General features: G+C 45.6%; 22 protein-coding genes. 20 read left to right on the top strand and 2 right to left on the bottom strand.

All coding sequences use genetic code 11. From position 1 onward, the window contains the following. Positions 1-15: 15 nt before the first annotated feature. From rnc to acpS, 5 genes are all read left to right on the top strand, one after another. Positions 16-693, top strand: coding sequence for a ribonuclease III (gene rnc / locus OC193_RS13255; RefSeq protein WP_017059043.1), 678 nt, complete (start codon positions 16-18; stop codon positions 691-693). Next, entirely contained in the window at positions 686-1,657 is a 972-nt protein-coding gene (era, locus tag OC193_RS13250) for a GTPase Era (protein WP_017059042.1), read from the top strand. Before rnc ends, era begins: the two co-directional genes overlap by 8 nt. A gap of 102 nt (positions 1,658-1,759) precedes the next feature. Continuing rightward, entirely contained in the window at positions 1,760-2,488 is a 729-nt protein-coding gene (gene recO, locus OC193_RS13245) for a DNA repair protein RecO (protein ID WP_048659398.1), read from the top strand. Next, positions 2,485-3,222: a pyridoxine 5'-phosphate synthase gene (pdxJ, locus tag OC193_RS13240; RefSeq protein WP_048664490.1), complete on the top strand. Its 738-nt coding sequence runs from the start codon at positions 2,485-2,487 to the stop codon at positions 3,220-3,222. The genes recO and pdxJ overlap by 4 nt, the downstream gene beginning before the upstream one ends. Before the next feature lie 78 nt (positions 3,223-3,300). Next, positions 3,301-3,681, top strand: coding sequence for a holo-ACP synthase (acpS, locus tag OC193_RS13235; protein ID WP_017059039.1), 381 nt, complete (start codon positions 3,301-3,303; stop codon positions 3,679-3,681). Positions 3,682-3,786: 105 nt separating this feature from the next. Here acpS and barA read toward each other — a convergent pair whose 3' ends face one another. Further along, positions 3,787-6,600, bottom strand: coding sequence for a two-component sensor histidine kinase BarA (barA, locus tag OC193_RS13230; protein WP_048664491.1), 2,814 nt, complete (start codon positions 6,598-6,600; stop codon positions 3,787-3,789). A gap of 165 nt (positions 6,601-6,765) precedes the next feature. On the opposite strand from barA, the gene rlmD reads away from it, so the two are divergent. The 13 genes from rlmD to rpoS all read left to right on the top strand — a co-directional run bounded on the left by rlmD (position 6,766) and on the right by rpoS (position 21,044). Continuing rightward, positions 6,766-8,085: a 23S rRNA (uracil(1939)-C(5))-methyltransferase RlmD gene (gene rlmD, locus OC193_RS13225; protein ID WP_048664492.1), complete on the top strand. Its 1,320-nt coding sequence runs from the start codon at positions 6,766-6,768 to the stop codon at positions 8,083-8,085. Positions 8,086-8,220: 135 nt separating this feature from the next. Further along, on the top strand, positions 8,221-10,443 hold the full coding sequence (relA, locus tag OC193_RS13220; RefSeq protein ID WP_048664493.1) for a GTP diphosphokinase: 2,223 nt from the start codon (positions 8,221-8,223) through the stop codon (positions 10,441-10,443). Positions 10,444-10,654: 211 nt separating this feature from the next. Continuing rightward, positions 10,655-11,452 carry a nucleoside triphosphate pyrophosphohydrolase gene (mazG, locus tag OC193_RS13215; protein ID WP_048664494.1) on the top strand — a complete coding sequence of 266 codons (798 nt, stop codon included), beginning with the start codon at positions 10,655-10,657 and terminating at the stop codon, positions 11,450-11,452. 150 nt (positions 11,453-11,602) lie between these two features. Then, positions 11,603-13,243, top strand: a complete 1,641-nt coding sequence (locus tag OC193_RS13210) for a CTP synthase (RefSeq protein ID WP_017629586.1) — start codon at positions 11,603-11,605, stop codon at positions 13,241-13,243. 81 nt (positions 13,244-13,324) lie between these two features. Beyond that, on the top strand, positions 13,325-14,623 hold the full coding sequence (gene eno, locus OC193_RS13205) for a phosphopyruvate hydratase (protein WP_017059033.1): 1,299 nt from the start codon (positions 13,325-13,327) through the stop codon (positions 14,621-14,623). A gap of 410 nt (positions 14,624-15,033) precedes the next feature. Then, on the top strand, positions 15,034-15,315 hold the full coding sequence (gene ftsB / locus OC193_RS13200) for a cell division protein FtsB (protein ID WP_010435786.1): 282 nt from the start codon (positions 15,034-15,036) through the stop codon (positions 15,313-15,315). Beyond that, on the top strand, positions 15,315-16,016 hold the full coding sequence (gene ispD / locus OC193_RS13195) for a 2-C-methyl-D-erythritol 4-phosphate cytidylyltransferase (protein WP_048664495.1): 702 nt from the start codon (positions 15,315-15,317) through the stop codon (positions 16,014-16,016). Before ftsB ends, ispD begins: the two co-directional genes overlap by 1 nt. Before the next feature lie 2 nt (positions 16,017-16,018). Further along, entirely contained in the window at positions 16,019-16,498 is a 480-nt protein-coding gene (gene ispF, locus OC193_RS13190; RefSeq protein ID WP_004739053.1) for a 2-C-methyl-D-erythritol 2,4-cyclodiphosphate synthase, read from the top strand. A gap of 22 nt (positions 16,499-16,520) precedes the next feature. Further along, positions 16,521-17,567 (top strand): tRNA pseudouridine(13) synthase TruD, encoded by a 1,047-nt coding sequence (gene truD / locus OC193_RS13185; RefSeq protein WP_048659390.1) that lies wholly within the window; start codon positions 16,521-16,523, stop codon positions 17,565-17,567. Positions 17,568-17,644: 77 nt separating this feature from the next. Beyond that, positions 17,645-18,388 carry a 5'/3'-nucleotidase SurE gene (gene surE, locus OC193_RS13180; RefSeq protein WP_048659389.1) on the top strand — a complete coding sequence of 248 codons (744 nt, stop codon included), beginning with the start codon at positions 17,645-17,647 and terminating at the stop codon, positions 18,386-18,388. Then, positions 18,389-19,015: a protein-L-isoaspartate(D-aspartate) O-methyltransferase gene (locus tag OC193_RS13175; RefSeq protein WP_019826319.1), complete on the top strand. Its 627-nt coding sequence runs from the start codon at positions 18,389-18,391 to the stop codon at positions 19,013-19,015. A gap of 35 nt (positions 19,016-19,050) precedes the next feature. Beyond that, complete coding sequence (nlpD, locus tag OC193_RS13170; RefSeq protein WP_048664496.1) at positions 19,051-19,965, top strand: murein hydrolase activator NlpD; 915 nt, start codon at positions 19,051-19,053, stop codon at positions 19,963-19,965. A 98-nt stretch (positions 19,966-20,063) separates the two neighbouring features. After that, on the top strand, positions 20,064-21,044 hold the full coding sequence (gene rpoS / locus OC193_RS13165) for an RNA polymerase sigma factor RpoS (RefSeq protein WP_017059027.1): 981 nt from the start codon (positions 20,064-20,066) through the stop codon (positions 21,042-21,044). Between the two features lie 133 nt (positions 21,045-21,177). On the opposite strand, the gene mutS is transcribed toward rpoS, so the two are convergent. Beyond that, positions 21,178-23,739, bottom strand: coding sequence for a DNA mismatch repair protein MutS (gene mutS / locus OC193_RS13160; RefSeq protein WP_048664497.1), 2,562 nt, complete (start codon positions 23,737-23,739; stop codon positions 21,178-21,180). 124 nt (positions 23,740-23,863) lie between these two features. Here mutS and pncC point away from each other — a divergent pair, with 124 nt between their 5' ends. Both pncC and recA read left to right on the top strand, forming a co-directional pair. After that, positions 23,864-24,358, top strand: coding sequence for a nicotinamide-nucleotide amidase (gene pncC / locus OC193_RS13155; RefSeq protein ID WP_048659431.1), 495 nt, complete (start codon positions 23,864-23,866; stop codon positions 24,356-24,358). 139 nt (positions 24,359-24,497) lie between these two features. After that, on the top strand, positions 24,498-25,538 hold the full coding sequence (gene recA, locus OC193_RS13150) for a recombinase RecA (protein ID WP_017056586.1): 1,041 nt from the start codon (positions 24,498-24,500) through the stop codon (positions 25,536-25,538). The last annotated feature ends 120 nt before the right edge of the window (positions 25,539-25,658 follow it).

The following is a 25,658-nucleotide window of genomic DNA, read 5'->3' as shown; positions in this document are numbered from 1 at the left end:
ACACATCGAGAGAGCATGAATTCTCCAATTGATAAACTAGAGAGAAAGATTGGCTATCAGTTTAATGATGCCGATCTTATCCACTTGGCGCTGACTCACCGCAGCGCCGCAGGTAAACATAATGAACGTCTTGAGTTTCTGGGCGATTCAATTTTAAGTTTTGTTATCGCTGATGATCTTTACCACCGTTTCCCTAAAGTAAACGAAGGTGATATGAGCCGCATGCGTGCAACATTAGTACGTGGTCATACATTGGCAGAACTAGGTCGTGAATTCGAACTAGGAGATTACTTAAAATTAGGTCCAGGTGAGTTGAAGAGTGGCGGTTTCCGTCGTGATTCTATTCTAGCGGATGCGGTTGAAGCGATCATCGGTGCTGTCTATTTAGATAGTGATACCGAGACGGTTCGCGGCATTATTTTAAGCTGGTACCAATCTCGCCTAGATGCTATTCAGCCTGGAGTATCTCAAAAAGATCCGAAAACTCGCCTACAAGAGTTTTTGCAAGGTCGAAGAAATCCTCTGCCTGTCTACACAGTGACTAATATTAAAGGTGAAGCACACAACCAAGAGTTTACGGTTGAGTGTGAAGTGGCAGGTGTGGATAAACCTGTTATCGGTAAAGGCACTAGCCGCCGCAAGGCAGAACAAGCGGCTGCTGAAACAGCATTAGAGCAACTAAGCAATGTCTGATAACAACCAAGATTTCGATATCGATGCATTCTTTTCATCTGATAGCAAAAAAACAGGTCTACCGGAAAACCAACACTGTGGCTTCATCGCTATTGTCGGTCGCCCAAACGTAGGTAAGTCGACGCTTCTGAACCATATTCTGGGTCAGAAGATTTCTATTACATCACGTAAACCACAGACGACACGTCACCGTATTATGGGCGTTGAAACTGAGGGTGATTACCAAGCGATCTTTGTTGATACTCCTGGACTTCATATTGAAGAAAAGCGTGCAATTAACCGCTTGATGAACCGTGCGGCGAACAGCTCACTGAGTGATGTGAATCTAGTATTCTTCCTTGTTGATGGTACTCACTGGACTGACGACGATGAGATGGTTCTGAACAAACTGAAGAAGACTGACTTCCCAGTTGTACTTTGCATCAACAAAGTAGATAACGTTCAAGACCGTACTAATGTGATGCAGCACATGATGGAAGTCTCTAAGAAGATGGACTTCATTGACGTTGTGCCAATCTCAGCGAAGCAAGGTAAAAACATTGATGTACTGCGTAAGCACGTACGTGAACATTTACCTAAAGCGACACACCACTTCCCGGAAGAATACGTGACAGATCGCTCGCAACGTTTTATGGCCTCTGAAATTATCCGTGAAAAGCTGATGCGCTTTACGGGTGATGAGCTACCGTACTCGGTAACGGTTGAAATTGAACGTTTCGATTACAACCCAGATAATGATGGCTTCCATATCAATGCACTGATTCTTGTTGAGCGTACTGGTCAGAAGAAGATGGTGATTGGTAAAGCGGGCGAGAAAATCAAAACGATTGGTCGTGAAGCGCGTATCGATATGGAAGAACTGTTCGGCCGTAAGGTTTACCTAGAGACTTGGGTCAAGGTTAAATCTGGCTGGGCTGATGATGAGCGTGCACTTCGCTCGTTAGGCTACATCGACGATCTATAATATATTGAACGTCACTTTCTGAGATTAAGAAAGTTGAACTGAAGATAAATCCAAGAGAGAGTGCGAACTCTCTCTTTTTGTATCTGTAATAAGGGTAAGTGATTGAGCGAAGGGTTACAGCGATGCTTTGTGTTGCACCGTCGACCATATAGTGAGTCGAGCCTGATCTTGGACGTCTTCAGTGAAGAGTTCGGTCGGGTGACGTTGATGTCCAAAGGTGCTCGCAGCAAGCGTTCCAATTTGAAAGGTGCACTACAACCATTTACGCCACTACTGCTTAAGTGGTCTGGTAATGGTTCGATGAAAACCTTACGCCAAGCTGAACCTATTAGCTTGGGGCTTCCTCTCGCCGGTATCAATCTGTATTCAGCCATGTATGTGAACGAGTTAATTGGTCGCGTATTGATGGCTGAAGTGCCGATGCCAGCACTTTTTCACGACTATCTTCATGCTTTAACAGAGCTGGCGCATAATGAAAACCCTGAGCCAGCACTGCGTCGCTTTGAGTTGGCTCTATTATCCGCTATGGGTTACGGCGTCGACTTTTTACACTGCGCGGGTACTGGCGAAGCGATTGATCCGAGCATGACTTATCGCTATCGAGAGCAGAAAGGTTTCATCGCTTCGGTGCGTCGAGACAACCTTACTTTTATGGGCGATGAACTAATCGCAATCAGTGAACGTAGGTTTATCACTAAAGAGCAGTTAAAAGCGGCAAAACGCTTTACACGCATAGCCTTAAAGCCGTATCTTGGCGGCAAACCATTAAAAAGTAGAGAGCTATTTATGCCAACAATAGCCCTCTCTAGAGCACGGAGTATTGGAAAATGAGCTCAATCCTTTTAGGCGTTAATATCGACCATATTGCAACACTACGTAATGCACGTGGTACTAAATACCCAGATCCAGTACACGCAGCTGAAATTGCTGAACGTGCGGGTGCTGACGGTATTACTATTCACCTGCGTGAAGACCGTCGTCATATCGTTGACCGCGATGTGCGTATTCTAGCTGAAACACTTCAAACTCGTATGAATTTGGAGATGGCAGTAACGGACGAGATGGTTCAAATTGCCCTCGATACTAATCCTGAGTTTGTTTGTCTGGTTCCAGAGAAGCGTGAAGAGCTGACCACTGAAGGTGGCTTGGACGTGGTTGGTCAACTTGAAAAGATCAAAGCGGCGACGGAAAAACTGTCTGCTGCTGGCATTAAAGTATCTCTGTTTATCGATGCTGACCGTGAGCAAATCGACGCAGCAAAAGCGTGTGGCGCACCGTTCATTGAACTGCACACTGGCCATTATGCCGATGCTAAAACAGAAGAAGACCAACAAGACGAGCTGAAAAAGATTGCTGCAGGCGCAAGCTACGCGGACGATCTTGGTATCACAGTCAATGCGGGTCATGGTCTGACTTACCACAACGTCGCACCGATTGCGGCTCTTCCAGAGATCTACGAGTTGAACATCGGCCACTCAATCATGGGACGTGCAGTGTTTGATGGTTTGAACAAAGCCGTTGCAGACATGAAAGCCGTGATGGAAACAGCACGCAACAACGCTTAGTTTTCTAAACAGTAAGCGTTAAGTCTTAAGCGACTAATTAGTAGAATTAATAGATAGAAGTTTGGTAATAGGGTAAACATGGCTGTTGTTGGATTAGGTACAGATATCGCAGAAATTGAACGTGTTGAAAAGGCATTGTCACGAAGTGGTGACGCTTTTGCTCAGCGTATTTTGACCGATTCTGAATTTGAAGTATTCCAGCAACTGAAGCAAAAAGGGCGTTACCTTGCAAAACGTTTTGCTGCCAAAGAAGCGGCATCTAAGGCGTTAGGAACGGGGATCGCGCTGGGTGTGACCTTCCACGACTTTGAGATTTCAAACGATGAGCATGGTAAGCCAGTTCTGAGCCTGCATAAAAAAGCGCGTGAAATCGCAGAGGCGAATGGCACAACATCGATTCATCTGACTATCTCGGATGAGCGTCACTACGCTGTGGCAACGGTGTTACTCGAATCGTAAACAGATTATCGCTACTTTATATCTAGTGCTCTTGGCTCTAGACAGAAAAAAGCAGAGCTTGTGAGCTCTGCTTTTTTATTGCCTTGAGTTTGAGGCTAAATCAATCTAGTCACTAGTTGGTTTCAAGTAGTGAATGGCCGTCGCTTGAACCTTATCTAGCTCATCTTGAAGCTCGAAAAGCTCCGGCTCAATGTCTTCAACAGAAGTACCAGAACGCAGCTCTTTCTCTATCGTCGCACATACCGACTTTAGCCTTGGTACGCCACTGTACGAACTGCTGCCATGCATCTTGTGGATAATGTGTATCAGCTCTTCAACTGGGTAGCCACTGTCTTCTATCGCTTTGTCTGCTGCCTCATAAACCTCCGGAATAAAGTCGACAAGCATTTGCAGCATATCGCGTGCGAGGTCTTCTTTATTGGCGGCTTGTCTCATCGCAGCTTGCCAATCAATGATGATGTTTTTGTGCACGCTGGCTTCAGTTTCTGACACTGGATCGTTATCGATTTCAGCAGAAACAGCAGGGTGGTCTGGATCTATTTTTTCGATGTGCTCAACCTCAGAGGTTGGGCTCCAATGAATCAGTACCTGCTGTAAAACATGCTCTTCAATGGGTTTGGTTAGATAGTCATCCATGCCCGCTTCGAGTAGTCGGTCACGTTCGCCAATCATTGCATGCGCGGTCACGGCAATCACAGGTGTGTTCGCATTATTAGCTAGCTTCTTAATGTTCTTACAAGCCGTCACACCGTCCATCTGTGGCATTTGAATATCCATGAAGATGATATCAAATTGAGTATCTGTCGCCTTGTCTATCGCCTGCTGACCACTGGTACAACTGATGACGGTTTCTACACGTTCTTTTAGCAACGCAGTGATCAGTTTAAGGTTGGCAGGGTTGTCGTCGACCGCCAATACAGTAAGCGGAAGCTTCTCTTCTGAGTGTGTTTCAATCGCTGGTGCAATCAAGGTTGGCGCCTGATTCGATACCAGAGTTTGCAGTAACTTCTTGCGAGAAAGAGGTTTAGTGATGCATTGAACATCGACCTCTTTCATTAGTTGCTCACCCAACGCTAGCTCGGTACTTGGTGTACCAATAATCACGTTTTGGGCTATCTTCTTCGCACCAATTGCCCAACCACTCACGGTATCAAATTGATATTCTTGGTTGGCGGCTAGGTTAAGCAAAACGTAGTCATACGAGGTGGTCTCGTCTGGCATTACTGAACGATACGTTACCACTAAGCCTTCTTGGGTTAGGATTTGCTGAGTAATCGATGCCGCTTGCATGTTTGGTTCGATCAGCAGCAGTTGTTTGTCTTGTAGACACTGAGTCTCAATCAGCTCTGTCATTGGCATATCAGTCGTTGATAGTCTCAACGTAAACCAGAAGGTTGACCCTTGATGTAGACGACTGGTTAGGCTGATCTCTCCGCCCATTTGGCTGACCAGTTTTTGGGTTATAACTAGACCTAAGCCTGTACCACCATAACGACGAGAGATACTTGCGTCGGCTTGGCTGAAGGCTTGGAACAGCTGAGCTTGTTGACGCTCCGAAATACCAATACCCGTATCGCGAACCATGAATTGCAGCTCAATGTTGTCTTCGCTTTGTGAGCGAAGCTCAACGCTGATATCAATGTTGCCGCGCTCGGTAAACTTGATTGAGTTGCCGACCAGGTTGGTCAGGATCTGTTGAATACGCAGTGGATCGCCCACTACGCCTGGCGGTACTTTAGGATCGATCTTCAGTGTCAGCTCAAGGCCTTTCTCATGAGCGTTGGTTGCTTGAAGGTTTACTACTTCTTCAAGGCTAGCTTGGAATTCAAATGGGATGTTTTCTAGAGCCAGTTTACCGGCTTCAAGTTTCGAAAAGTCCAAGATATCGTTGATGATGCTAAGCAGGTTATTTGCCGATCGTTCAATGGTTTGTAGGTAATCGGTTTGGCTGTTCGATAGGTGAGTCTTAAGCATTTGACGAGTGAAGCCAATCACACCATTCAGAGGTGTTCTTAGTTCGTGAGACATATTCGCCAGGAATTCAGACTTAACGCGAGCTGCTTCTTGGGCTCGTTTCTTCGCGATGTCTAACTCAACGTTTTGAATCTCTAATTGCTCAAGGGTTTCTCGCAAGTCTGATGTGGCTTGGTCGATACTGTGCTGCATCTCGACGTGATACTCTGACAACGATACCGCCATCGCATTGATGCCGTTTTTCAGTGAGTCTAGCTCACCATGCATTTTGCCTTCGATACGTACATCTAGGTGGCCTCGACGAATTCGGTCGACCATGTTTTTCATGTGTGTGATCGGTTGAGTCACATCGTGCATTAAGCGGAACGCAAACACGCCCGATAAACCAAGCCCGAGAATCAGAACTAAGAAGGCAGAGAACACTTCTTGATATTGCTGTAATCGAAGTGATGACAGATCTAACTCTATTGCAATATAGCCGATCGCTTGGTTGGCTTGAGACTGACCGTTGGCTGAGTTGATATATTGGCCTTCGGCGATGATCGGTGTCCGCAGAATCAGTGTGTTATCGAGTAAATCAGAAGAACTTAAATGCGGAATCGGTTTATCTTTTGGATAAGTCAGGCTTTCAAAGTCGGGGTGGAAGTTTGAGGTTACAAACAATTCATGACGTTCATCAAACACCGCGATACTACGCACCAGCTTAGAATTCTTTCGATGCGCATAGCTAATAAGCTGACGAACAGACTCTCGACTTTCGAGCTTCATGCCTGATTCACTCGCAATCGCAAGTGGTTCAATGATGCTAGTACCAGTGTTAACCACTTGCCCCTCAAGGTCTTGATAGCGGTTAAATGAGAAAAATGCACTCAATAGCAACCCAATAATCAGGGTTGGAGCTAGAGTTAAGGTAATTACACGGGCTCTTAAGCCATATCTGGTCATGTTCTTTAATTACATCGAGGTCTGGATATGGGAAAATAACGCACACAATGGCGGTTAAGTGAACGGTAAGCTTAATCAAAGCCGTGACGTTCGACAATGATTCCAAGACATAATAGTGAGTCCTGGATACCAATTACTTATTAAAAGATACATTAGGCACAAGCAATGGCACGTTTTTTCCAACCAAAAAAGAAAACTCAACTCGAGACCAAGCATCAATCGGTTTTGGTTGAACGAATGGATCACAATGGCGCTGGCATCGCTTATCAGAAGAATAAACCGGTTTTCATTGATGGCGCATTGCCAGGTGAGCAGGTGGTCATTCAACTTACTGAGAGCAAAAGTAAGTTTTCGCGAGCAAAGCTCATCAAATTGTTGAAGCCGAGCGAGCAGCGTTTAAAGCCATTTTGTAAACACTTTAATCAGTGTGGTGGTTGTCACCTTCAGCATCTCGGTTATTCTTCTCAGGTTGAGCATAAATCGCAATCTCTTACGCACCTGATGAGCCAATACCAAACGGCTAATACTGAAGTTGCACAACCTATTATTGGTGATGAAACCGGTTATCGACGTCGCGCACGTATCAGCCTATTTGTTGATAAGAAGACACAGCAGCTTCAATTCGGTTTCCGTAAGAAGCAGAGTAAGCAGATTGAAAATATCACCGACTGTGCCGTGCTTGATCCTCGCCTTAATGCATTGCTTCCAAAACTGAAAAATTTACTCAACACTTTCAACAGCCTTACGTCTTTAGGACACGTTGAATTGGTATTGGGCGATACTGGCCCTGTTATGGTGCTACGTCACCTTAAGCCTTTGGTTGAAAAAGATGAACAAGCGCTGATTGCATTAGCAAAAGAAGAAGGCGCGACGCTGTACTCAATGCCTGAAACCGATAAGTTGGTTCGTTTGGTTGGTGATGCACCAGCCTATAGCGAAACTGGCGTGACGTTACCGTTTGAGCCAAACCACTTTATCCAAGTAAACCAGAAGGTTAACCAGCAGATGGTGGCTCAAGCGATTGAATGGTTAGAACCTAAAGCGGATGAGCGAGTGCTAGATCTGTTTTGTGGCTTAGGTAACTTCAGTCTACCTATCGCTCAACAATCGGCGTTTGTGGTTGGTGTAGAAGGCGTTGATGAAATGGTTCAGCAAGCCACATCTAACGCAGCGTTAAACCAGTTAGGCAATACCGAGTTTTACCAAGCTAACCTTGAAGAAGACTTATCTTCACAGCCTTGGGCAAAAGATAAATTCGAGAAAGTATTGCTTGACCCAGCACGTGCGGGAGCGAGTGGGATCGTTGATCAAATTTCAGCGTTGGGAGCGAAGCGTGTGGTTTATGTTTCGTGTAATCCTGCTACTCTAGCTAGAGATTCAGAGAGCTTAGAAAAGCAAGGCTATCAATTAGCCAAAATTGGTATGTTGGATATGTTCCCACACACCAGCCATTTAGAATCGATGGCTCTCTTTATCAAGGCTTAAAGGCCCGTAAATAAGGCTTAAAAATGAATGACAAAGGCGCAGGGACACCTGCGCTGATCTCAATATGGTCGAACTAACTTGGAACCAGTTAGTCATATTGAATTGGGTATAAAACATAATAACTAGGAAGGCATGATGGTTGCGGTACGAAGCGCACATTTAAACCCAAGCGAACAGTTTGAGCTAGAAAGTTGGATTGCGTCACTGAATCAAGACGCAAAAACCTCGAATAAACTGATCAAGGTTTATCGTCACTGTGAAGAGCTATTAAAAGATCACGAGCAAGCATCGCTCTTGCTTTGGCGTGGCCGCGAGATGATCGAAATCTTGGTTACGCTGTCCATGGACCGTGCCACTTTAATTGCCGCGCAACTTTTCCCCGTCGTCTCAAGCGGCGTTTTTGAGCGCGAAGCGTTTGAAGAAAGCTACGGTAAAGAAACCGTAAAGTTGATTGATGGCGTTGAAGAAATGGCGGCTTTAGGCCAGTTAAACGTGACTCTTGAAGGCAGTGCTGCCTCGGGACAAGTTGATAATGTTCGCCGCATGCTACTGGCGATGGTGGATGATTTCCGCTGCGTAGTTATCAAACTCGCTGAGCGAATCTGTAACCTTATTGAAGTAAAAAAAGCGCCTGATGCTGTACGTCGCGCGGCAGCAAAAGAGTGTTCTAACATCTACGCTCCGCTCGCTAACCGTTTAGGTATTGGTCAGCTTAAGTGGGAAATCGAAGATTACGCATTCCGCTACCAGCAGCCAGACACCTACAAGCAGATAGCTAAACAGCTGTCTGAGCGTCGTATCGTACGTGAACAATACATCACCGATTTCGTTGACGACTTAACGGCTGAAATGAAGCGTTCAAGCATCAATGCGGAAGTGAGCGGTCGACCAAAACACATCTACAGTATCTGGCGTAAGATGCAGAAGAAAGGCTTGGACTTCGATGAGCTTTTTGACGTGCGAGCGGTACGTATCATCGCAGATCAGCTTCAAGACTGTTATGCCGGTCTAGGTGTGGTTCATACCAAATACAAACATCTACCAAGTGAATTTGATGACTATGTGGCGAACCCTAAGCCAAATGGTTACCAGTCGATTCACACCGTGGTTCTTGGCCCTGAAGGCAAGACCATTGAGATTCAGATCCGTACCAAGCAGATGCACGAAGACTCTGAGTTGGGTGTGGCTGCGCACTGGAAGTACAAAGAAGGTGCTTCAAGCGGCCGCAGTGGTTACGACGAGAAAATTACTTGGTTGCGTAAACTTATCGATTGGCAAGAAGAGATGTCGGATTCTGGCGAGATGCTGGATGAAGTTCGTAGCCAAGTATTCGATGACCGCGTATACGCGTTTACACCGCGTGGTGATGTGGTCGACTTACCAATGGGTGCAACTCCGTTGGACTTCGCTTATCACATCCACTCGATGGTTGGACACCGTTGTATCGGTGCCAAAGTGGCAGGCCGTATCGTCCCATTCACCCATAAGCTATCAATGGGCGACCAAGTCGAGATCATCACGCAGAAAGAGCCGAACCCATCTCGTGATTGGCTGAACCCAACCACAGGCTTCGTTCACTCTGGGCGTGCTCGTGCGAAAATCAACGCTTGGTTCCGCGCGCAAAGTCGTGAGAAGAACCTAGAAGCGGGTCGTGACATTCTTGAGGTTGAATTAGCGAAGGTTGGTGCAACTCTAAAAGATGCCGACCAATACGCGCTAAGACGCTTTAACGTCAACACGCCAGATGAGCTTTATGCTGGTATCGGCAGTGGCGACTTGCGCATTAACCAAGTGGTTAATCACATCAATGCGTTGGTCAACAAGCCTACGGCGGAAGAAGAAGACAAGAAAGCGCTAGAGAAACTGCTTGAGTCGGAAAACAAGCCAGCACAACAGAGTCGCCCAAAGAAAGACGCGGTAGTGGTTGAGGGCGTTGATAACTTAATGACGCACCTAGCTCGTTGCTGTCAGCCAATCCCTGGTGATGTGATTAAAGGTTACATCACTCAAGGTCGTGGTATCTCAGTTCACCGTGCTGACTGTGAACAGTTGAGTGAGCTAAGCCTACACGCACCAGAGCGTATTATTGATACAGTCTGGGGTAATGGCTTCGTCGGTTCTTACATCCTAACGCTGCGTGTTGAAGCACTGGAGCGTAATGGCTTGCTGAAAGACATCACCTCACTGTTCTCGAACGAGAAGATCAGCGTGACGACAATGAAGAGTCGCATCGACTATAAACGTCAGCTATCGGTAATGGATTTCGATTTGGAAGTGACCAATATTGAAATCTTGAGTCGCGTGACCAGCCGAGTCGAGCAAATCAAAGATGTTATGAGTGTTAAGAGACTTGGATGATACTTTTGTGTCATCCAAGTCATTCCCTACAGTGAGGGACGAACGTGATAGGGAATCTCGTAAGGCGGTTTGAGATCCCCAACTCGCTCATTCTTCACTCTTGGGGATGACGGAAAGAATAGAAAGGTGAGTGGTTTTAGCTGCTCGCCTTTTTTAGTTTTAACAGAAGTATTAAATTTAAAAATCAAAGACAGTGAATAGGAAGAAAACGATGAACCATCCGATTGAACAACTTGAACAGATTATGGCTAAGCTGCGCGATCCTGAAGGTGGTTGTCCTTGGGATTTGAAACAAAATTTTGAAACAATTGTGCCGCATACTATCGAAGAAACTTATGAGGTGGTGGACGCGATTCACAACAAAGATTGGCCGAACCTACAAGAAGAGCTAGGTGACCTGCTGTTTCAGGTGATTTTCTACAGTCAGCTCGCGAAAGAGCAGGGGCTGTTTGAGTTTTCTGATGTGGTTGATGGCATCAATGAGAAGCTAACGCGCCGTCATCCTCATGTATTTTCTGATACCGAGTTTGCCAATGATGAAGAAATTAATGCCAACTGGGAAGCTGAAAAAGCCAAAGAAAAAGCACAGGCAGGCAAAACTCAAGAAAGTATTCTAGACTCAATACCAAACTCTCTACCTGCGCTTTCTCGTGCTACAAAGATTCAAAAACAGGTAGCGAAATATGGCTTCGATTGGGACTCTATTGGCCCAGTGGCTAATAAGGTTTTAGAGGAAGTCGATGAGGTGCTAGAAGAAGCGCTTCAAGTGACGCCAAATGAAGATTTGGTTGAAGAAGAGTTGGGTGATTTGCTGTTTGCGACGGTCAATTTGGTGCGACATTTGGGTAAAAATCCAGAGTCGGCTTTAAATAAAGCCAATCTGAAGTTCTCACGTCGCTTTAAAGGGGTGGAACAAAAAGTTCGTCAGCAAGATAAAATTTTGACCGATTTTTCACTACAACAGCTTGATTCCATGTGGGATGAAGTCAAAGTGGCGGAGAAAAGATAACCAAAGCTTTTATCATGAATTGATTTGAAGCAAAAAATAAAAAATAGCAGTGTGATAGATTTCACGTTGTGGCGATAAGGGGCTTCTGGTATATTTTCATCCCGTCCAGAAGTAGTCCATTTCCCTCATTCAACCAATTTCAGGTTAAACATGACGACAAATTACATTTTTGTTACTGGCGGGGTTGTATCCTCTCTAGGTAAAGGTATTGCTGCAGCATCTCTTGCGGCTATTTTAGAAGCTCGTGGTCTTAAAGTGACTATGATGAAGCTTGACCCTTACATCAACGTTGATCCAGGCACTATGAGCCCGACTCAGCACGGTGAAGTGTTCGTTACGGAAGATGGCGCTGAAACTGACCTTGACCTTGGTCACTATGAGCGATTCATTCGCACCAAGATGACTAAGCGTAACAACTTCACTGCAGGTCGTGTTTACTCAGACGTACTCGCTAAAGAGCGTCGCGGTGATTACCTAGGTGCAACTATTCAGGTTATCCCACACATCACTAACTCTATCAAAGAGCGTGTAATTTCTGGCGCAGCTGGCCACGATATCGCGATCGTTGAAGTTGGTGGTACGGTTGGTGATATCGAATCTCTACCATTCATGGAAGCGATTCGTCAGCTAGCAGTAGAACTAGGCCGTGAACGCGCAATGTTCATGCACCTTACTCTAGTGCCATACCTAGCAGCTGCGGGCGAAGTGAAAACTAAGCCGACGCAACACTCTGTAAAAGAGTTGCTGTCTATTGGTATTCAGCCAGACATCCTAGTTTGTCGTTCAGACCGCAACATTCCTTCGAACGAGCGTAAGAAAATTGCTCTGTTCTGTAATGTGCAAGAAAATGCAGTTATTTCTATGCGCGATGTTGACTCTATCTACAAGATCCCTCAGCTTATTAAAGCTCAAGGCACTGATGAACTTGTATGTAAGCGTTTCGGCATCACAGCTCCAGAAGCAGATCTGTCTGAATGGGAACAAGTAATTTACGAAGAAGCTAACCCAACGGGTGAAGTGACGATTGGTATGGTTGGTAAGTACATTGAACTACCAGACGCATACAAATCAGTAAATGAAGCGCTAAAACACGCAGGCTTGAAAAACCGCCTAAGCGTTAATATTAAATACGTAGATTCACAAGACGTTGAGTCTCGTGGCGTAGAAGTTTTAGAAGGCCTAGATGCAATCCTAGTTCCTGGTGGCTTTGGTGACCGTGGTGTTGAAGGTAAGATTCTTGCTGCTCAATACGCTCGTGAAAACAAAGTACCGTACTTAGGTATCTGTCTAGGTATGCAAGTAGCTCTTATCGAGTACGCTCGTAACGTTGCGAAAATGGAAGGGGCACACTCTTCTGAATTCTGTACTGAAACTAAGTACCCAGTAGTTGGTCTTATCACTGAGTGGACTGATGGCGAAGGTAAAGTTGAAGAGCGTACAGAATCATCTGACCTAGGCGGCACAATGCGTCTTGGTTCACAGCTTTGTCACCTAGCGAAAGGGACTAAAGCTTACGAATTATACGGTAGCGCGACGATCCATGAACGTCACCGTCACCGTTACGAAGTGAACAACAATCTTCGTCCACAAATCGAAAAAGCGGGCCTAAAAGTATCGGGTCTATCTGCGGACAAGAAACTGGTTGAAGTTATTGAGAACCCGAACCACCCATGGTTCGTTGCTGCTCAATTCCACCCGGAGTTCACTTCAACACCTCGCGATGGTCACCCATTGTTTGCAGGTTTCGTTAAAGCGGCTGGCGAGTTCCAGCGCGGCGAGTTAGAGAAGTAAAAAGGAATACAGGTAGCTGCGTAAGTTGTGCTGCTACCTTTAAATTTGACATTTATATATTCAACGAGAAGGAAACATTCAATGTCTAAGATCGTTAAAGTTCTAGGTCGTGAAATCATCGATTCACGTGGTAACCCAACTGTAGAAGCTGAAGTACACCTAGAAGGCGGTTTCGTAGGTATGGCTGCTGCTCCATCTGGCGCATCTACTGGTTCTCGCGAAGCTCTTGAGCTACGTGACGGCGACAAATCACGTTTCCTAGGTAAAGGTGTTCTTAAAGCTATTGAAGCTGTAAACGGCCCAATCGCTGAAGCTCTAGTTGGTACTGACGCTAAAGCACAAGCTGACGTTGACCAAATCATGCTTGACCTAGACGGTACTGATAACAAGTCTAAGTTCGGCGCGAACGCTATCCTAGCTGTATCTCTAGCTAACGCAAAAGCTGCTGCTGCTGCGAAAGGCATGCCTCTATACGAGCACATCGCTGAGCTAAACGGTACTGCTGGTCAGTTCTCTATGCCTCTACCAATGATGAACATCATCAACGGTGGTGAGCACGCAGATAACAACGTTGACATCCAAGAGTTCATGATCCAACCAGTTGGCGCTAAAACTCTTAAAGAAGGTCTACGTATCGGCGCTGAAGTATTCCACAACCTAGCTAAAGTTCTTAAGTCTAAAGGCTACAGCACTGCAGTTGGTGATGAAGGTGGTTTCGCTCCTAACCTTAAGTCTAACGCTGAAGCTCTAGAAGTTATCGCAGAAGCTGTTGCAGCTGCTGGTTACGAACTAGGTAAAGACGTTACTCTTGCTATGGACTGTGCAGCATCTGAGTTCTTCGACAAAGAAGCTGGCATCTACAACATGAAGGGCGAAGGTAAAACTTTCACTTCTGAAGAGTTCAACCACTACCTAGCTGAGCTAGCGAACAACTTCCCAATCGTTTCTATCGAAGACGGTCTTGACGAGTCAGATTGGGATGGCTTCAAGCACCAAACTGAACTTCTAGGCGACAAGCTTCAAATCGTTGGTGACGATCTGTTCGTTACAAACACTAAGATTCTTGCTGAAGGTATCGAGAAAGGCGTAGCTAACTCTATCCTTATCAAGTTCAACCAAATCGGTTCTCTAACAGAGACTCTAGCTGCTATCAAGATGGCTAAAGACGCTGGCTACACTGCAGTAATCTCTCACCGTTCTGGCGAAACTGAAGATGCAACTATCGCTGATCTAGCGGTAGGTACAGCTGCAGGTCAAATCAAAACTGGTTCTATGAGCCGTTCTGACCGTGTTGCTAAGTACAACCAACTTATCCGTATCGAAGAAGCTCTAGGTTCTAAAGCTCCTTACAACGGTCTTAAAGAAGTTAAAGGTCAATAATTCGTCCTATTTGGCACTGTAGCTGCGTTAACTGCAGAAGATTCACTAAGTCACATAGGAAACTATGCTCCATAGCTGAATCTTCTTTGTTGCCTTGCTACAGCACCAACTAGTTAGAATTATGCACTAATGCCTTTAAATGCCTCGCTTATGCGGGGCATTTTTTTGTCTGCAAAAAGGTGAAGAAAAGAAGCTCTAGGTTATATAGCTTTCTTTTTGATACCGAAAGTTCGTCATTCCCTAGACTGACGAAGGAAGGAGTAGGGAATCTCATTGTTGTCCTTACCTATCCCGACAATAATTCCCCGACTTATTGATTCCCTGACACCACATATCTCGCACCAATAAGCTCATTATGGTATATATGTGCCTTATTCTAGTTCCTTCTTTTTCAACCGGCGAAAGGTGTTATGCGAATTTTTGCTTTAGTACTGCTCATAGTGTTTGGCTGGCTACAACACACACTGTGGCTCGGTAAAAATGGTATCTCTGATTATTACGGTGTGAACAACGAAATCCAAGTTCAACAGCAAGTAAATGAAAAGCTGCATATTCGAAATGCAGAAATGTTTGCTGAAATTGACGATCTACGCCAAGGCTTAGATGCGATAGAAGAACGCGCACGTCATGAACTTGGAATGGTTAAAGAAGGCGAAACGTTTTATCGCATCATTGGTGAGGAATCCCATTAATGTCGACTCAACTTCAAAGCGTGATTGCCGTTGTACCTGCGGCGGGCGTCGGCAGCCGAATGAAGGCAGACCGCCCTAAGCAATACCTCAAGATTAACGGCAAAACGATTCTAGAGCACACCGTTGAGAAATTACTGTCTCACCCACAAGTCGCTCAAATTGTCGTTGCGATCAGCGATGATGACCCATACTACCCAGAGCTAGCCCTTAATCAGAACCCACAAGTGATCAGAGTGTCTGGTGGAAGCGAGCGAGCGGATTCTGTACTCTCTGCGCTAAACTATATCGCTGAGCAGCAACTTGGTGACTGGGTAATGGTTCACGATGCGGCAAGACCTTGTGTCCAACTGAGCGATATCGACAAGCTAATTTCCGGCGCGATGAGCCATGATGTCGGGGCTATTTTAGCGGCTCCAGTTCGTGACACGATGAAGCGAGGTGCTCAAGGGCAGATCGAGCATACCGTTGAGCGAGCGGATTTATGGCATGCACTTACGCCGCAAATGTTCAGAGCAAAGCCTCTGTGGAAGGCATTAAGTGAGGCGTTGCAACATGGCGCTTCAATTACTGATGAAGCTTCAGCCTTTGAATGGAAAGGTTTATCGCCAGCTTTAGTGGCTGGGCGCTCAGATAATTTTAAGATTACTCAGCCTGAAGATTTAGCGCTTGCTGAGTTCTATTTAAGTCAGAATAAGGAATAATGATGATTCGTATTGGCCATGGCTTTGATGTACATAAGTTTGGTGGTGAAGGTCCGGTAATTATTGGTGGTGTGAGCATCCCTTACGAACAAGGTCTTATCGCACATTCAGATGGTGACGTTGCCCTTCATGCGTTGTGTGACGCTCTGTTAGGTGCGATTGCAGCGGGCGATATTGGTCGTCATTTCCCAGACACTGACGATGAATGGAAAGGCGCGGATAGTCGTGAACTACTGAAAGATGTTTACCGTCGAGTAAAAGAACAAGGTTACGTGATTGGTAATGCCGATATTACTATCATGGCGCAAGCTCCAAAGATGGCCCCTCATATAGACTCTATGTGCCAAGCTATTGCTCAAGACCTAGAAACCAGCATTAGCAATGTGAATGTAAAAGCGACGACTACTGAGCGTTTAGGTTTTACTGGTCGCAAAGAGGGCATCGCATGTGAAGCGGTGGTCCTAATTACTAAAAGTGCGTAAGCACCAACACGAAAAGAACAGCATGTCAGATATTTTATCTTCATTGGCTTATCTAAACGGTAAACCAACTGCGAAAGCAAAACTAAAAGCAAAAGCCGAACACTTTGTCGTTAATGAAGACTTGGGTTTTGAGTTTACTGGTGAAGGCGAGCACCTAATGGTTCGTATTCGTAAAACTGGTGAAAACACGAGTTTCGTAGCAAACGAGCTGGCTAAAGCTTGCGGTGTTAAGTCGAAAGACGTGAGCTGGGCGGGTTTGAAAGACCGTCACGCTGTGACAGAGCAGTGGTTGAGCGTCCACCTACCGAAAGGTGAGCCTGACTTTTCAGCGTTCTTAGCACAATACCCAAGTATTGAAATCCTAGCGACAGCACGTCATAACAAAAAGTTACGTCCGGGCGATTTAGTTGGCAACCAATTTGAGTTGACCTTGTCTGAAGTAACGGATTGTGAAGATGTGGTAAAGCGTTTGGAAAAAGTCGCTCAAGTGGGCGTGCCAAACTACTTTGGTGCTCAGCGTTTTGGTAATGAAGGTAACAACCTATCTGAAGCTCGTCGTTGGGGCCGCGATAACGTTCGTACTCGTAACCAGAATAAACGCAGCTTGTATCTTTCTGCGGCTCGCTCGTGGATTTACAACTTGATCCTTTCAGACCGTATTGAGCAAGATGTGTTTGCATCGGCATTGGTTGGCGATATCGTGGTGAAAGACGGTGCTCAACTAACGGTAACGGCTGAAAACCTTGAAGCTGTAAAGCAAGATATCGCGAATGGTACTGCATTGGTGACTGTGGCTTTGGCCGGAGATAACGCTTTGCCAACAACAGATGAGTCTCAAGCTTTAGAGCAGAAACACCTTGATGCTGAACCGGATTTGATGGCTCTAATTCGTGGTAATCGCATGCGTCATGACCGCCGTGAAGCGTCACTGAAACCTACTGATCTAACGTGGGAAGTGAGTGAAGATAATGTCACTCTGAAGTTCTCTCTTGATGCAGGCTGCTTTGCGACGGCTATCGTTCGTGAATTGGTTGAAGAAGTACACGTAGAGAGAAGCTACGAGCAGTAATGATTCTGCTTGGCACTAAGTGACTTAATATTGGAATTTAAGTCACTTAGCACTGGAATATGAAGAAAGGATACAGAATGAAGATTTTACTCAGCAACGATGATGGTGTGCATGCTCAAGGTATTCATGAGCTAGCAGATGAACTACGTGATCTTGCTGAAGTTATCATTGTGGCACCTGACCGTAATCGTTCAGGCGCTTCAAATTCATTAACTTTAGAACAGCCTTTACGCGTTCAAGAGATTGCTGAAAATACCTATTCGGTACAAGGAACACCGACCGACTGTGTGCATTTTGCGTTAAACGAACTGCTAAAGAATGACATGCCTAATCTGGTATTAACGGGCATTAATCACGGTGCTAACCTTGGTGATGACGTGCTTTATTCAGGTACGGTAGCAGCAGCAATGGAAGGGCACTTTCTAGGCGTTCAATCGGTGGCGTTTTCGTTGGTGGGTAAAAAACATTTTAAGACAGCGGCAGCGATTGCTCGTCGTATTGTCGAACAACATTTAGCAAACCCAATCCCGACCAATCGCTTATTGAACGTGAACGTTCCTGATTTAGCCTTAGAACAACTGTCTGGTACTCAGGTGACACGCTTAGGTGCTCGTCATCACTCTGAAGATATGATTAAGCAAAAAGACCCTCGTGGTCACGATATCTATTGGCTCGGCCCTCCGGGCAAAGAGCAAGATGCCGGCGAAGGTACCGATTTTTACGCAATCGAGCATGGCTTTATATCGGTAACACCGTTACAAGTTGATCTAACGGCACACGAGTCGTTAGGTGCGATGACAACATGGTTAGGGGAGAAGTAAGTGAGCAATCCACAAGCCGAGCGCTTAATTACTTTTCTGATTGAAAATGGCATCCGAGATCAAAAGGTTCTTGATGCTATTTACCAACTGCCGAGAGAGAGTTTTTTATCACAGGCGATGTACCATCAAGCTTATGATAATAATGCTCTGCCGATCGGACAGGGTCAGACAATCTCCCAACCATACATTGTTGCCAAAATGACAGAGCTGCTTGAGTTACAACAAGATAGCCGCGTTTTGGAGATCGGAACGGGTTCAGGCTACCAAACCGCGGTATTGGCTCAGCTTGTTGATCATGTCTATTCGGTTGAAAGAATAAAGTCGCTACAATGGGATGCTAAACGCAGGTTGAAGCAACTCGATTTCTACAATATTTCAACTAAGCACGGTGATGGTTGGCAAGGGTGGTCTTCAAAGGCGCCTTTTGATGCGATTATTGTTACCGCTGCTGCAGAGTCGATTCCTCAAGCGCTTCTGCAACAGCTGAAAGATGGCGGTCGTTTACTGATTCCTGTTGGGGATGATGAACAACAACTGTTGAAGATCGTTCGTCACGGCGATGAATTTTTGTCGAGTGTTATCGAAATGGTGAGATTTGTACCTCTTGTTCCTGGTGAACTAGCTTAATAACAAGACTAATGGTGTAGGTGGATAGAGAGTCGATGCGTTCGAAGTTGTTTAAAGGAAGTACTTTACTGCTTAGCTGTGCCCTTGTTGGGTGTGCAGCGAATTCGCCTGCGCCGGTTTCAAGCCTTAACAAGAATTACTCATCGATTGATCGTGGTAGTTATCGCGGTAGTTACTATGAAGTGAAAAAAGGCGATACGCTTTATTTCATCGCTTATGTCACCAATAAAGACGTCAATGACCTCGTTAGCTACAACAAATTGTCTGCGCCTTACACTATCCACCCAGGGCAGAAGCTTAAGTTGTGGCGTCCTAGTTACAACGCGCCAGCGTATGGTAAGTCAACGGTAGCGGTAGCAGCTGTTGCTGCGCCTGTCGCGGCATCGACAACGTCATCTGCGGAAAATAAACCTAAATCCACATCGCAATCGAGCAAAAACTCTAAACCAGCTCCAGCTCAAACTACCACCAAAGTGGCGAAAAAAGATCCACCAAAGAAGGTTGAACAATCCAAATCAAAGGAGTATGTTGGTTCTAAAGGTAAACAGAATGTTACACCGTCCACCAAACCAACAAGTGATAAAGTATCCAAATGGTTATGGCCAACTAAAGGGAGAGTAATCAAGAATTTCTCTGTAGGCGAACAAGGAAATAAAGGCATAGACATAGCAGGACAGCGAGGTCAGCCAATAGTATCTACTGCAGGGGGAACGGTTGTTTATTCGGGTAATGCACTACGAGGCTACGGCAATCTAGTGATTGTGAAGCACAATGATAATTACTTAAGTGCATACGCGCATAACGACCGACTATTAGTATCTGAAGGGCAAAGTGTGAAACCAGGGCAGAAGATTGCAACAATGGGAAGCTCTGGAGCCAGCAGTGTTAGGCTGCACTTTGAGATTCGTTACCAAGGTAAATCCGTTAATCCAAAACGATATTTGCCTTAAATACAATATGAACGATTAACGTATTGTATTGAGTGACATAGTCATTTAGCGACATATGAAGTTGTAATGTCATGCTAATTTCGCCAGGGGGAGGCGTTATGAGTATAAGCAATGCAGTAACCAAAGAAGAGTTCGATCTTGACCAAGCAACCACGGAACCGGAAGCTCTTGGAAAAGCAAAACGAACAGTCACTAAGAAAACCGAAGCGAAAGAAGAAGTTGAAGTTACGTCTAAAAGCTTAGATGCCACTCAACTGTATCTAGGCGAAATCGGTTTCTCACCACTACTAACCGCAGAAGAAGAAGTGCTTTACGCACGTCGAGCTCTACGCGGTGATGAAGCAGCACGTAAACGCATGATCGAAAGTAACCTGCGTTTGGTGGTAAAAATTTCTCGTCGTTATAGCAACCGTGGTTTGGCACTTCTCGATCTAATCGAAGAAGGCAACCTAGGTTTGATTCGCGCCGTAGAGAAATTTGACCCAGAGCGAGGCTTCCGCTTTTCAACTTACGCAACATGGTGGATTCGTCAAACCATTGAACGTGCGTTGATGAATCAGACTCGCACTATCCGTTTGCCAATCCATGTTGTGAAAGAGCTGAACATCTACCTACGTACTGCAAGAGAACTATCACAAAAGCTTGACCACGAACCAACAGCTGAAGAGATCGCTTCTAAGCTAGATAAGCCGGTTGGTGATGTGAGCAAGATGCTTCGTCTAAACGAAAGAGTGAGTTCTGTAGATACGCCAATTGGTGGTGACGGTGAGAAAGCACTGTTGGATATTATTCCAGACATCAACAATTCAGATCCTGAGGTTTCAACTCAAGATAGCGATATCAAGAACTCACTGATCTTCTGGCTTGATGAACTGAATCCTAAGCAGAAAGAGGTACTTGCACGTCGATTTGGACTACTGGGTTATGAACCGTCAACGCTAGAAGAAGTTGGCCGTGAAATCAGCCTGACTCGTGAGCGAGTTCGTCAAATCCAAGTTGAAGGTCTTCGTCGTCTACGTGAGATTTTGATCAAGCAAGGTCTGAACATGGAAAACCTGTTCAACGTTGAAAACGACTAAACGATATTCCACGATATCGAAATAAAAAAACGCTGACCTAATGTCAGCGTTTTTTAGTTTTAGCTTCTGGTTTAATTTTGACTTCAGCTAGAAACCACAGTGCTTGGCTATTTTAACTAGAGTGCTTCTTAAGCTAGAGTAGTTTCTTCAAGCGGTAGAGCTCTTCTAATGCTTGGCGAGGTGTTAGATCATCAGGATCAACATTCGCTAGTGCTTGCTCCACCTCACTCGGTTCAGGGATCAGGCTAAGTTGGTTCGCGATATCAACACCACTTGGCTTTGATGTCGGAGACTCCATACTTAACGCTTCTAACTGAGTCAGCTTCGCACGAGCGTTCTTGATCACGGCTTTTGGTACACCAGCCAACCCTGCAACAGCTAGGCCGTAAGATTTACTTGCCGCACCTTCTTGAACCGCGTGCATAAAGGCAATGCTGTCGCCGTGTTCTACTGCGTCTAAGTGGACGTTGGCCAGTGTTGGAAGTTGGTTCGGCAGTTCAGTTAGCTCAAAGTAGTGCGTTGCAAACAGTGTCATCGCATTGATTTGATTAGCTAACCATTCTGCACTTGCCCAAGCTAATGACAAACCATCGTAAGTACTGGTACCACGACCGATTTCATCCATTAGCACAAGGCTGTTTGGTGTTGCGTTATGCAGGATATTGGCAGTTTCTGTCATCTCAACCATGAAGGTTGAACGGCCAGAAGCCAGATCATCCGATGCGCCAATACGCGTAAAGATACGGTCGATAGAGCCGATGGTCGCGCTTTCAGCAGGAACATAACAACCTATATGAGCCATCAATGCGATGAGTGCAGTTTGGCGCATGTAAGTCGACTTACCACCCATGTTTGGACCTGTGATGATCAGCATTTTACGTTGATCGTTTAGCTCGATAGGGTTGGCGATGAAAGGTTCGTCCATCACTTGTTCTACTACTGGGTGACGACCTGCTTGGATCTGTACACCCGCTGCTTCTGTCATGGTTGGACGACAGTAATCCAGAGTATCTGCACGTTCAGCTAAGTTCTGTAGTACATCAAGTTGAGATACTGAAGAAGCGATGTTTTGTAGGCGCTCTAGATATGGCAGTAGCAAATCAAACAACTCTTCCCAAAGCTGTTTCTCGATAGCGAGTGCTTTCGACTTAGAGTTAAGTACTTTGTCTTCGTGTTCTTTCAGCTCAGGAATGATATAGCGCTCAGCGTTTTTCAGCGTTTGGCGACGAACATAATGTGGCGGCACAAGGTGGCTTTGCCCACGGCTCACTTGGATGAAGAAACCGTGTACGTTGTTGTAGCCAACTTTTAGCGTGTCGATACCGTGACGTTCACGTTCTTCTTGCTCAAGCTTATCCAGAAACTCGGTTGCGCCCGCAGCAAGGTCACGCCATTCATCTAGCTCGGCGTTGTAGCCTTCTGCAATCACACCGCCGTCGCGGATAACAACGGGTGGGTTTTCTTTGATTGCACGTTCAAGCAGTTCTGAAACTTCATCCACAGGAGATGCGTATTGAGCAAGTTGAGTCAAATACGGGTGCTTAAGTTGTGTCAGCGTTTCAGCAAGCTCTGGCAAGTATTCCATCGCTTGGCGAAGGCGCGCCATATCACGCGGACGAGCAGAACGAAGTGCAAGACGAGCAAGAATACGCTCGATATCACCAATCTGCTTTAAGGTCGGCTGTAGCTCTGTAAAGAGAGCCAAATCTTTCATTTCACCAATTGCATCTAGGCGTTGATCAAGTGCAGAGATATTGCGCATTGGTTGATGTAGCCAGCGCTTAAGCATGCGACTGCCCATCGCAGTCGCGGTGTGATCTAGCACTTCGGCAAGGGTGTTATCTGTGCCACCGCCAAGATTTTGCGTGATCTCTAGATTGCGGCGAGTCGCTGCATCGAGGATCACCGAGTGATCTTGTTTATCCATCGTCAGTGAACGGATATGTGGAAGGGCAGTACGTTGGGTATCTTTTACGTATTGGATCAAACAACCAGCCGCACATAGACCCAGCTTCGCGTTTTCTACGCCAAAGCCAACCAGATCGCGAGTACCAAATTGCTTATTTAATTGTTGCTTAGCGGTATCTAATTCAAATTCCCATACAGGGCGGCGGCGGTTGCCATTACGGCTTGCCATTAGATTTACAGGTTCGAAATCTTCAGGGAACAGTAGCTCACGTGGTGAGGTTCTCTGCAGTTCTGCGGCCATTGCTTCTTCGGTTTCTGGCTCGCAAAGTTGGAATCGACCGGAGGTAATATCCAGTGTCGCGTAACCAAACTTACCGTTGTGATGGTAGATGGCTGCAATCAGGTTATCAATACGCTCAGAAAGCAATGCCTCATCGGTCACGGTGCCGGGTGTGACGATACGTACAACAGCACGTTCAACAGGGCCTTTTGAAGTTGCTGGATTACCAATCTGTTCACAAATTGCTACGGATTCACCAAGTTGCACTAACTTTGCAAGGTATCCTTCAACGGCATGGTATGGAACACCCGCCATCGGAATCGGTTCACCATTTGATGAACCGCGTTTAGTCAGTGAAATATCGAGGAGTTGAGAAGCTTTTTTAGCATCATCGTAGAAAAGCTCGTAGAAATCGCCCATGCGGTAGAACAGCAGAATTTCTGGGTTTTCTGCTTTCAGTTTTAGGTACTGCTGCATCATGGGAGTATGTTTTTGATCGGCTTTCACAGTTAACTTCTTTCGTTTATTTCTATTGCGGCTTAGGATACGTGAAAGCGTTTCGTGCGAAAAGCGGCTGATGCGAAAAGATGCGAATCCAAATGATATGACAGTAAATAAAGGGAAGCTGATGATGCAGATGACTCAAGACCTTAGTGAACAGCTTGGACACTTACTCGCTAAACACAAACAAGTGTTAGTGACGGCTGAATCTTGCACTGGCGGAGGTGTCGCGACTGCAGTCACTGACATTGCGGGCAGTTCTGGGTGGTTTGATCGCGCTTTTGTTACTTATAGCAATGAAGCCAAGCAAGAGATGATAGGTGTGCAGCTTAAAACCTTGATAGAGTTCGGCGCTGTGAGTGAGCCTGTCGTCATAGAAATGGCGAGCGGGGCATTGCAACACTCAAACGGGACTATCTCTGTATCGATCAGTGGCATTGCCGGGCCAGGTGGCGCGACCGAAGATAAGCCTGTTGGTACAGTATGCTTCGCGTGGAAAGCGCTAAATGGCTGGGATAAAGTAGAAACGCATGTATTTACAGGCGACAGATCACAAGTACGCCAACAAGCCACGCACCATGCCCTGCAAGTTATTTATGATTACCTATCAATGGAAGGTAAGTAACATTTGTACAAATTATTTTCATACAGGTATAGACACTGTATGAATCAACAGTATAATGAGAGCCAATTAGTCACCCCTATGTGGGTTAGAAATAGATTCTAGATCGCTTGTTGAGACAACCGATTATGTGGAGATAGAGATGGACGAGAATAAACAAAAAGCGTTAGCCGCAGCCCTTGGTCAGATTGAAAAGCAATTTGGTAAAGGTTCTATCATGCGTCTTGGTGATAACCGCACAATGGACGTAGAAACTATTTCTACTGGTTCTCTATCTCTAGATATCGCACTAGGTGCTGGTGGCCTACCGATGGGGCGTATCGTAGAAGTTTACGGTCCTGAATCATCAGGTAAAACAACGCTAACGCTTGAGCTTATTGCTGCAGCACAGAAAGTAGGCAAGACGTGTGCTTTCGTTGATGCGGAACACGCACTAGACCCTATCTACGCTCAAAAGCTTGGTGTTGATATCGATGCGCTTCTTGTTTCTCAACCTGATACGGGTGAGCAAGCGCTAGAAATCTGTGATGCACTGGCTCGTTCAGGTGCAATCGATGTACTTGTTATTGACTCCGTAGCAGCACTAACACCAAAAGCAGAAATCGAAGGCGAAATGGGCGACAGCCACATGGGTCTTCAGGCTCGTATGCTTTCTCAAGCGATGCGTAAGCTGACGGGTAACCTTAAGCAGTCTAACTGTATGGCTATCTTCATTAACCAAATTCGTATGAAGATTGGTGTGATGTTCGGTAACCCAGAAACAACAACAGGTGGTAACGCACTTAAGTTCTACGCATCTGTTCGTCTTGATATTCGCCGTACTGGTGCGATTAAAGATGGTGATGAAGTTGTTGGTAACGAAACTCGTATCAAGGTTGTTAAGAACAAGATTGCTGCACCATTTAAACAAGCTGAAACTCAAATCCTTTACGGTAAAGGCTTCAACCGCGAAGGTGAGCTTATCGACTTAGGTGTTAAGAATAAGCTAGTAGAAAAAGCGGGCGCTTGGTACAGCTACAAGGGCGATAAGATCGGCCAAGGTAAAGCTAACGCTGGTAAATACCTACGTGAAAACCCAGAAGTTGCTCTAGAGATCGATACTAAACTTCGTGAGTTACTACTGACTCCTGCTGTTCTTGAAGAGAAAGACGTAGAGAAAGAAGAAGAAAACGAAGAGCTATAAGCTAACGTTTTATAGAGTAGATGTTTGAAAGAAGCATCCGCTTGAAAGAACTTAAAGCCTCGCATATTTTATGCGGGGCTTTTTTATTGGAGCAGTTCCGTCGAGCATGTATTTGGTCAA

Source organism: Vibrio crassostreae, from assembly GCF_024347415.1.
GTDB classification, from domain to species: Bacteria; Pseudomonadota; Gammaproteobacteria; order Enterobacterales; family Vibrionaceae; genus Vibrio; species Vibrio crassostreae.
Note: the sequence above shows the minus strand (reverse complement) of the source record. Positions and strands in the feature narration are given on the sequence as shown.

Coding starts and splice junctions, on each gene's coding strand:
- pdxJ (WP_048664490.1), top strand. CDS start 2,485: ATGAGCTCAATCCTTTTAGGCGTTAATATCGACCATATTGCAACACTA.
- nlpD (WP_048664496.1), top strand. CDS start 19,051: ATGCGTTCGAAGTTGTTTAAAGGAAGTACTTTACTGCTTAGCTGTGCC.
- ispF (WP_004739053.1), top strand. CDS start 16,019: ATGATTCGTATTGGCCATGGCTTTGATGTACATAAGTTTGGTGGTGAA.
- era (WP_017059042.1), top strand. CDS start 686: ATGTCTGATAACAACCAAGATTTCGATATCGATGCATTCTTTTCATCT.
- OC193_RS13210 (WP_017629586.1), top strand. CDS start 11,603: ATGACGACAAATTACATTTTTGTTACTGGCGGGGTTGTATCCTCTCTA.
- recA (WP_017056586.1), top strand. CDS start 24,498: ATGGACGAGAATAAACAAAAAGCGTTAGCCGCAGCCCTTGGTCAGATT.
- acpS (WP_017059039.1), top strand. CDS start 3,301: ATGGCTGTTGTTGGATTAGGTACAGATATCGCAGAAATTGAACGTGTT.
- barA (WP_048664491.1), bottom strand. CDS start 6,600: ATGACCAGATATGGCTTAAGAGCCCGTGTAATTACCTTAACTCTAGCT.
- mazG (WP_048664494.1), top strand. CDS start 10,655: ATGAACCATCCGATTGAACAACTTGAACAGATTATGGCTAAGCTGCGC.
- eno (WP_017059033.1), top strand. CDS start 13,325: ATGTCTAAGATCGTTAAAGTTCTAGGTCGTGAAATCATCGATTCACGT.
- ispD (WP_048664495.1), top strand. CDS start 15,315: ATGTCGACTCAACTTCAAAGCGTGATTGCCGTTGTACCTGCGGCGGGC.
- truD (WP_048659390.1), top strand. CDS start 16,521: ATGTCAGATATTTTATCTTCATTGGCTTATCTAAACGGTAAACCAACT.
- pncC (WP_048659431.1), top strand. CDS start 23,864: ATGCAGATGACTCAAGACCTTAGTGAACAGCTTGGACACTTACTCGCT.
- rpoS (WP_017059027.1), top strand. CDS start 20,064: ATGAGTATAAGCAATGCAGTAACCAAAGAAGAGTTCGATCTTGACCAA.
- relA (WP_048664493.1), top strand. CDS start 8,221: ATGGTTGCGGTACGAAGCGCACATTTAAACCCAAGCGAACAGTTTGAG.
- rlmD (WP_048664492.1), top strand. CDS start 6,766: ATGGCACGTTTTTTCCAACCAAAAAAGAAAACTCAACTCGAGACCAAG.
- ftsB (WP_010435786.1), top strand. CDS start 15,034: ATGCGAATTTTTGCTTTAGTACTGCTCATAGTGTTTGGCTGGCTACAA.
- surE (WP_048659389.1), top strand. CDS start 17,645: ATGAAGATTTTACTCAGCAACGATGATGGTGTGCATGCTCAAGGTATT.
- rnc (WP_017059043.1), top strand. CDS start 16: ATGAATTCTCCAATTGATAAACTAGAGAGAAAGATTGGCTATCAGTTT.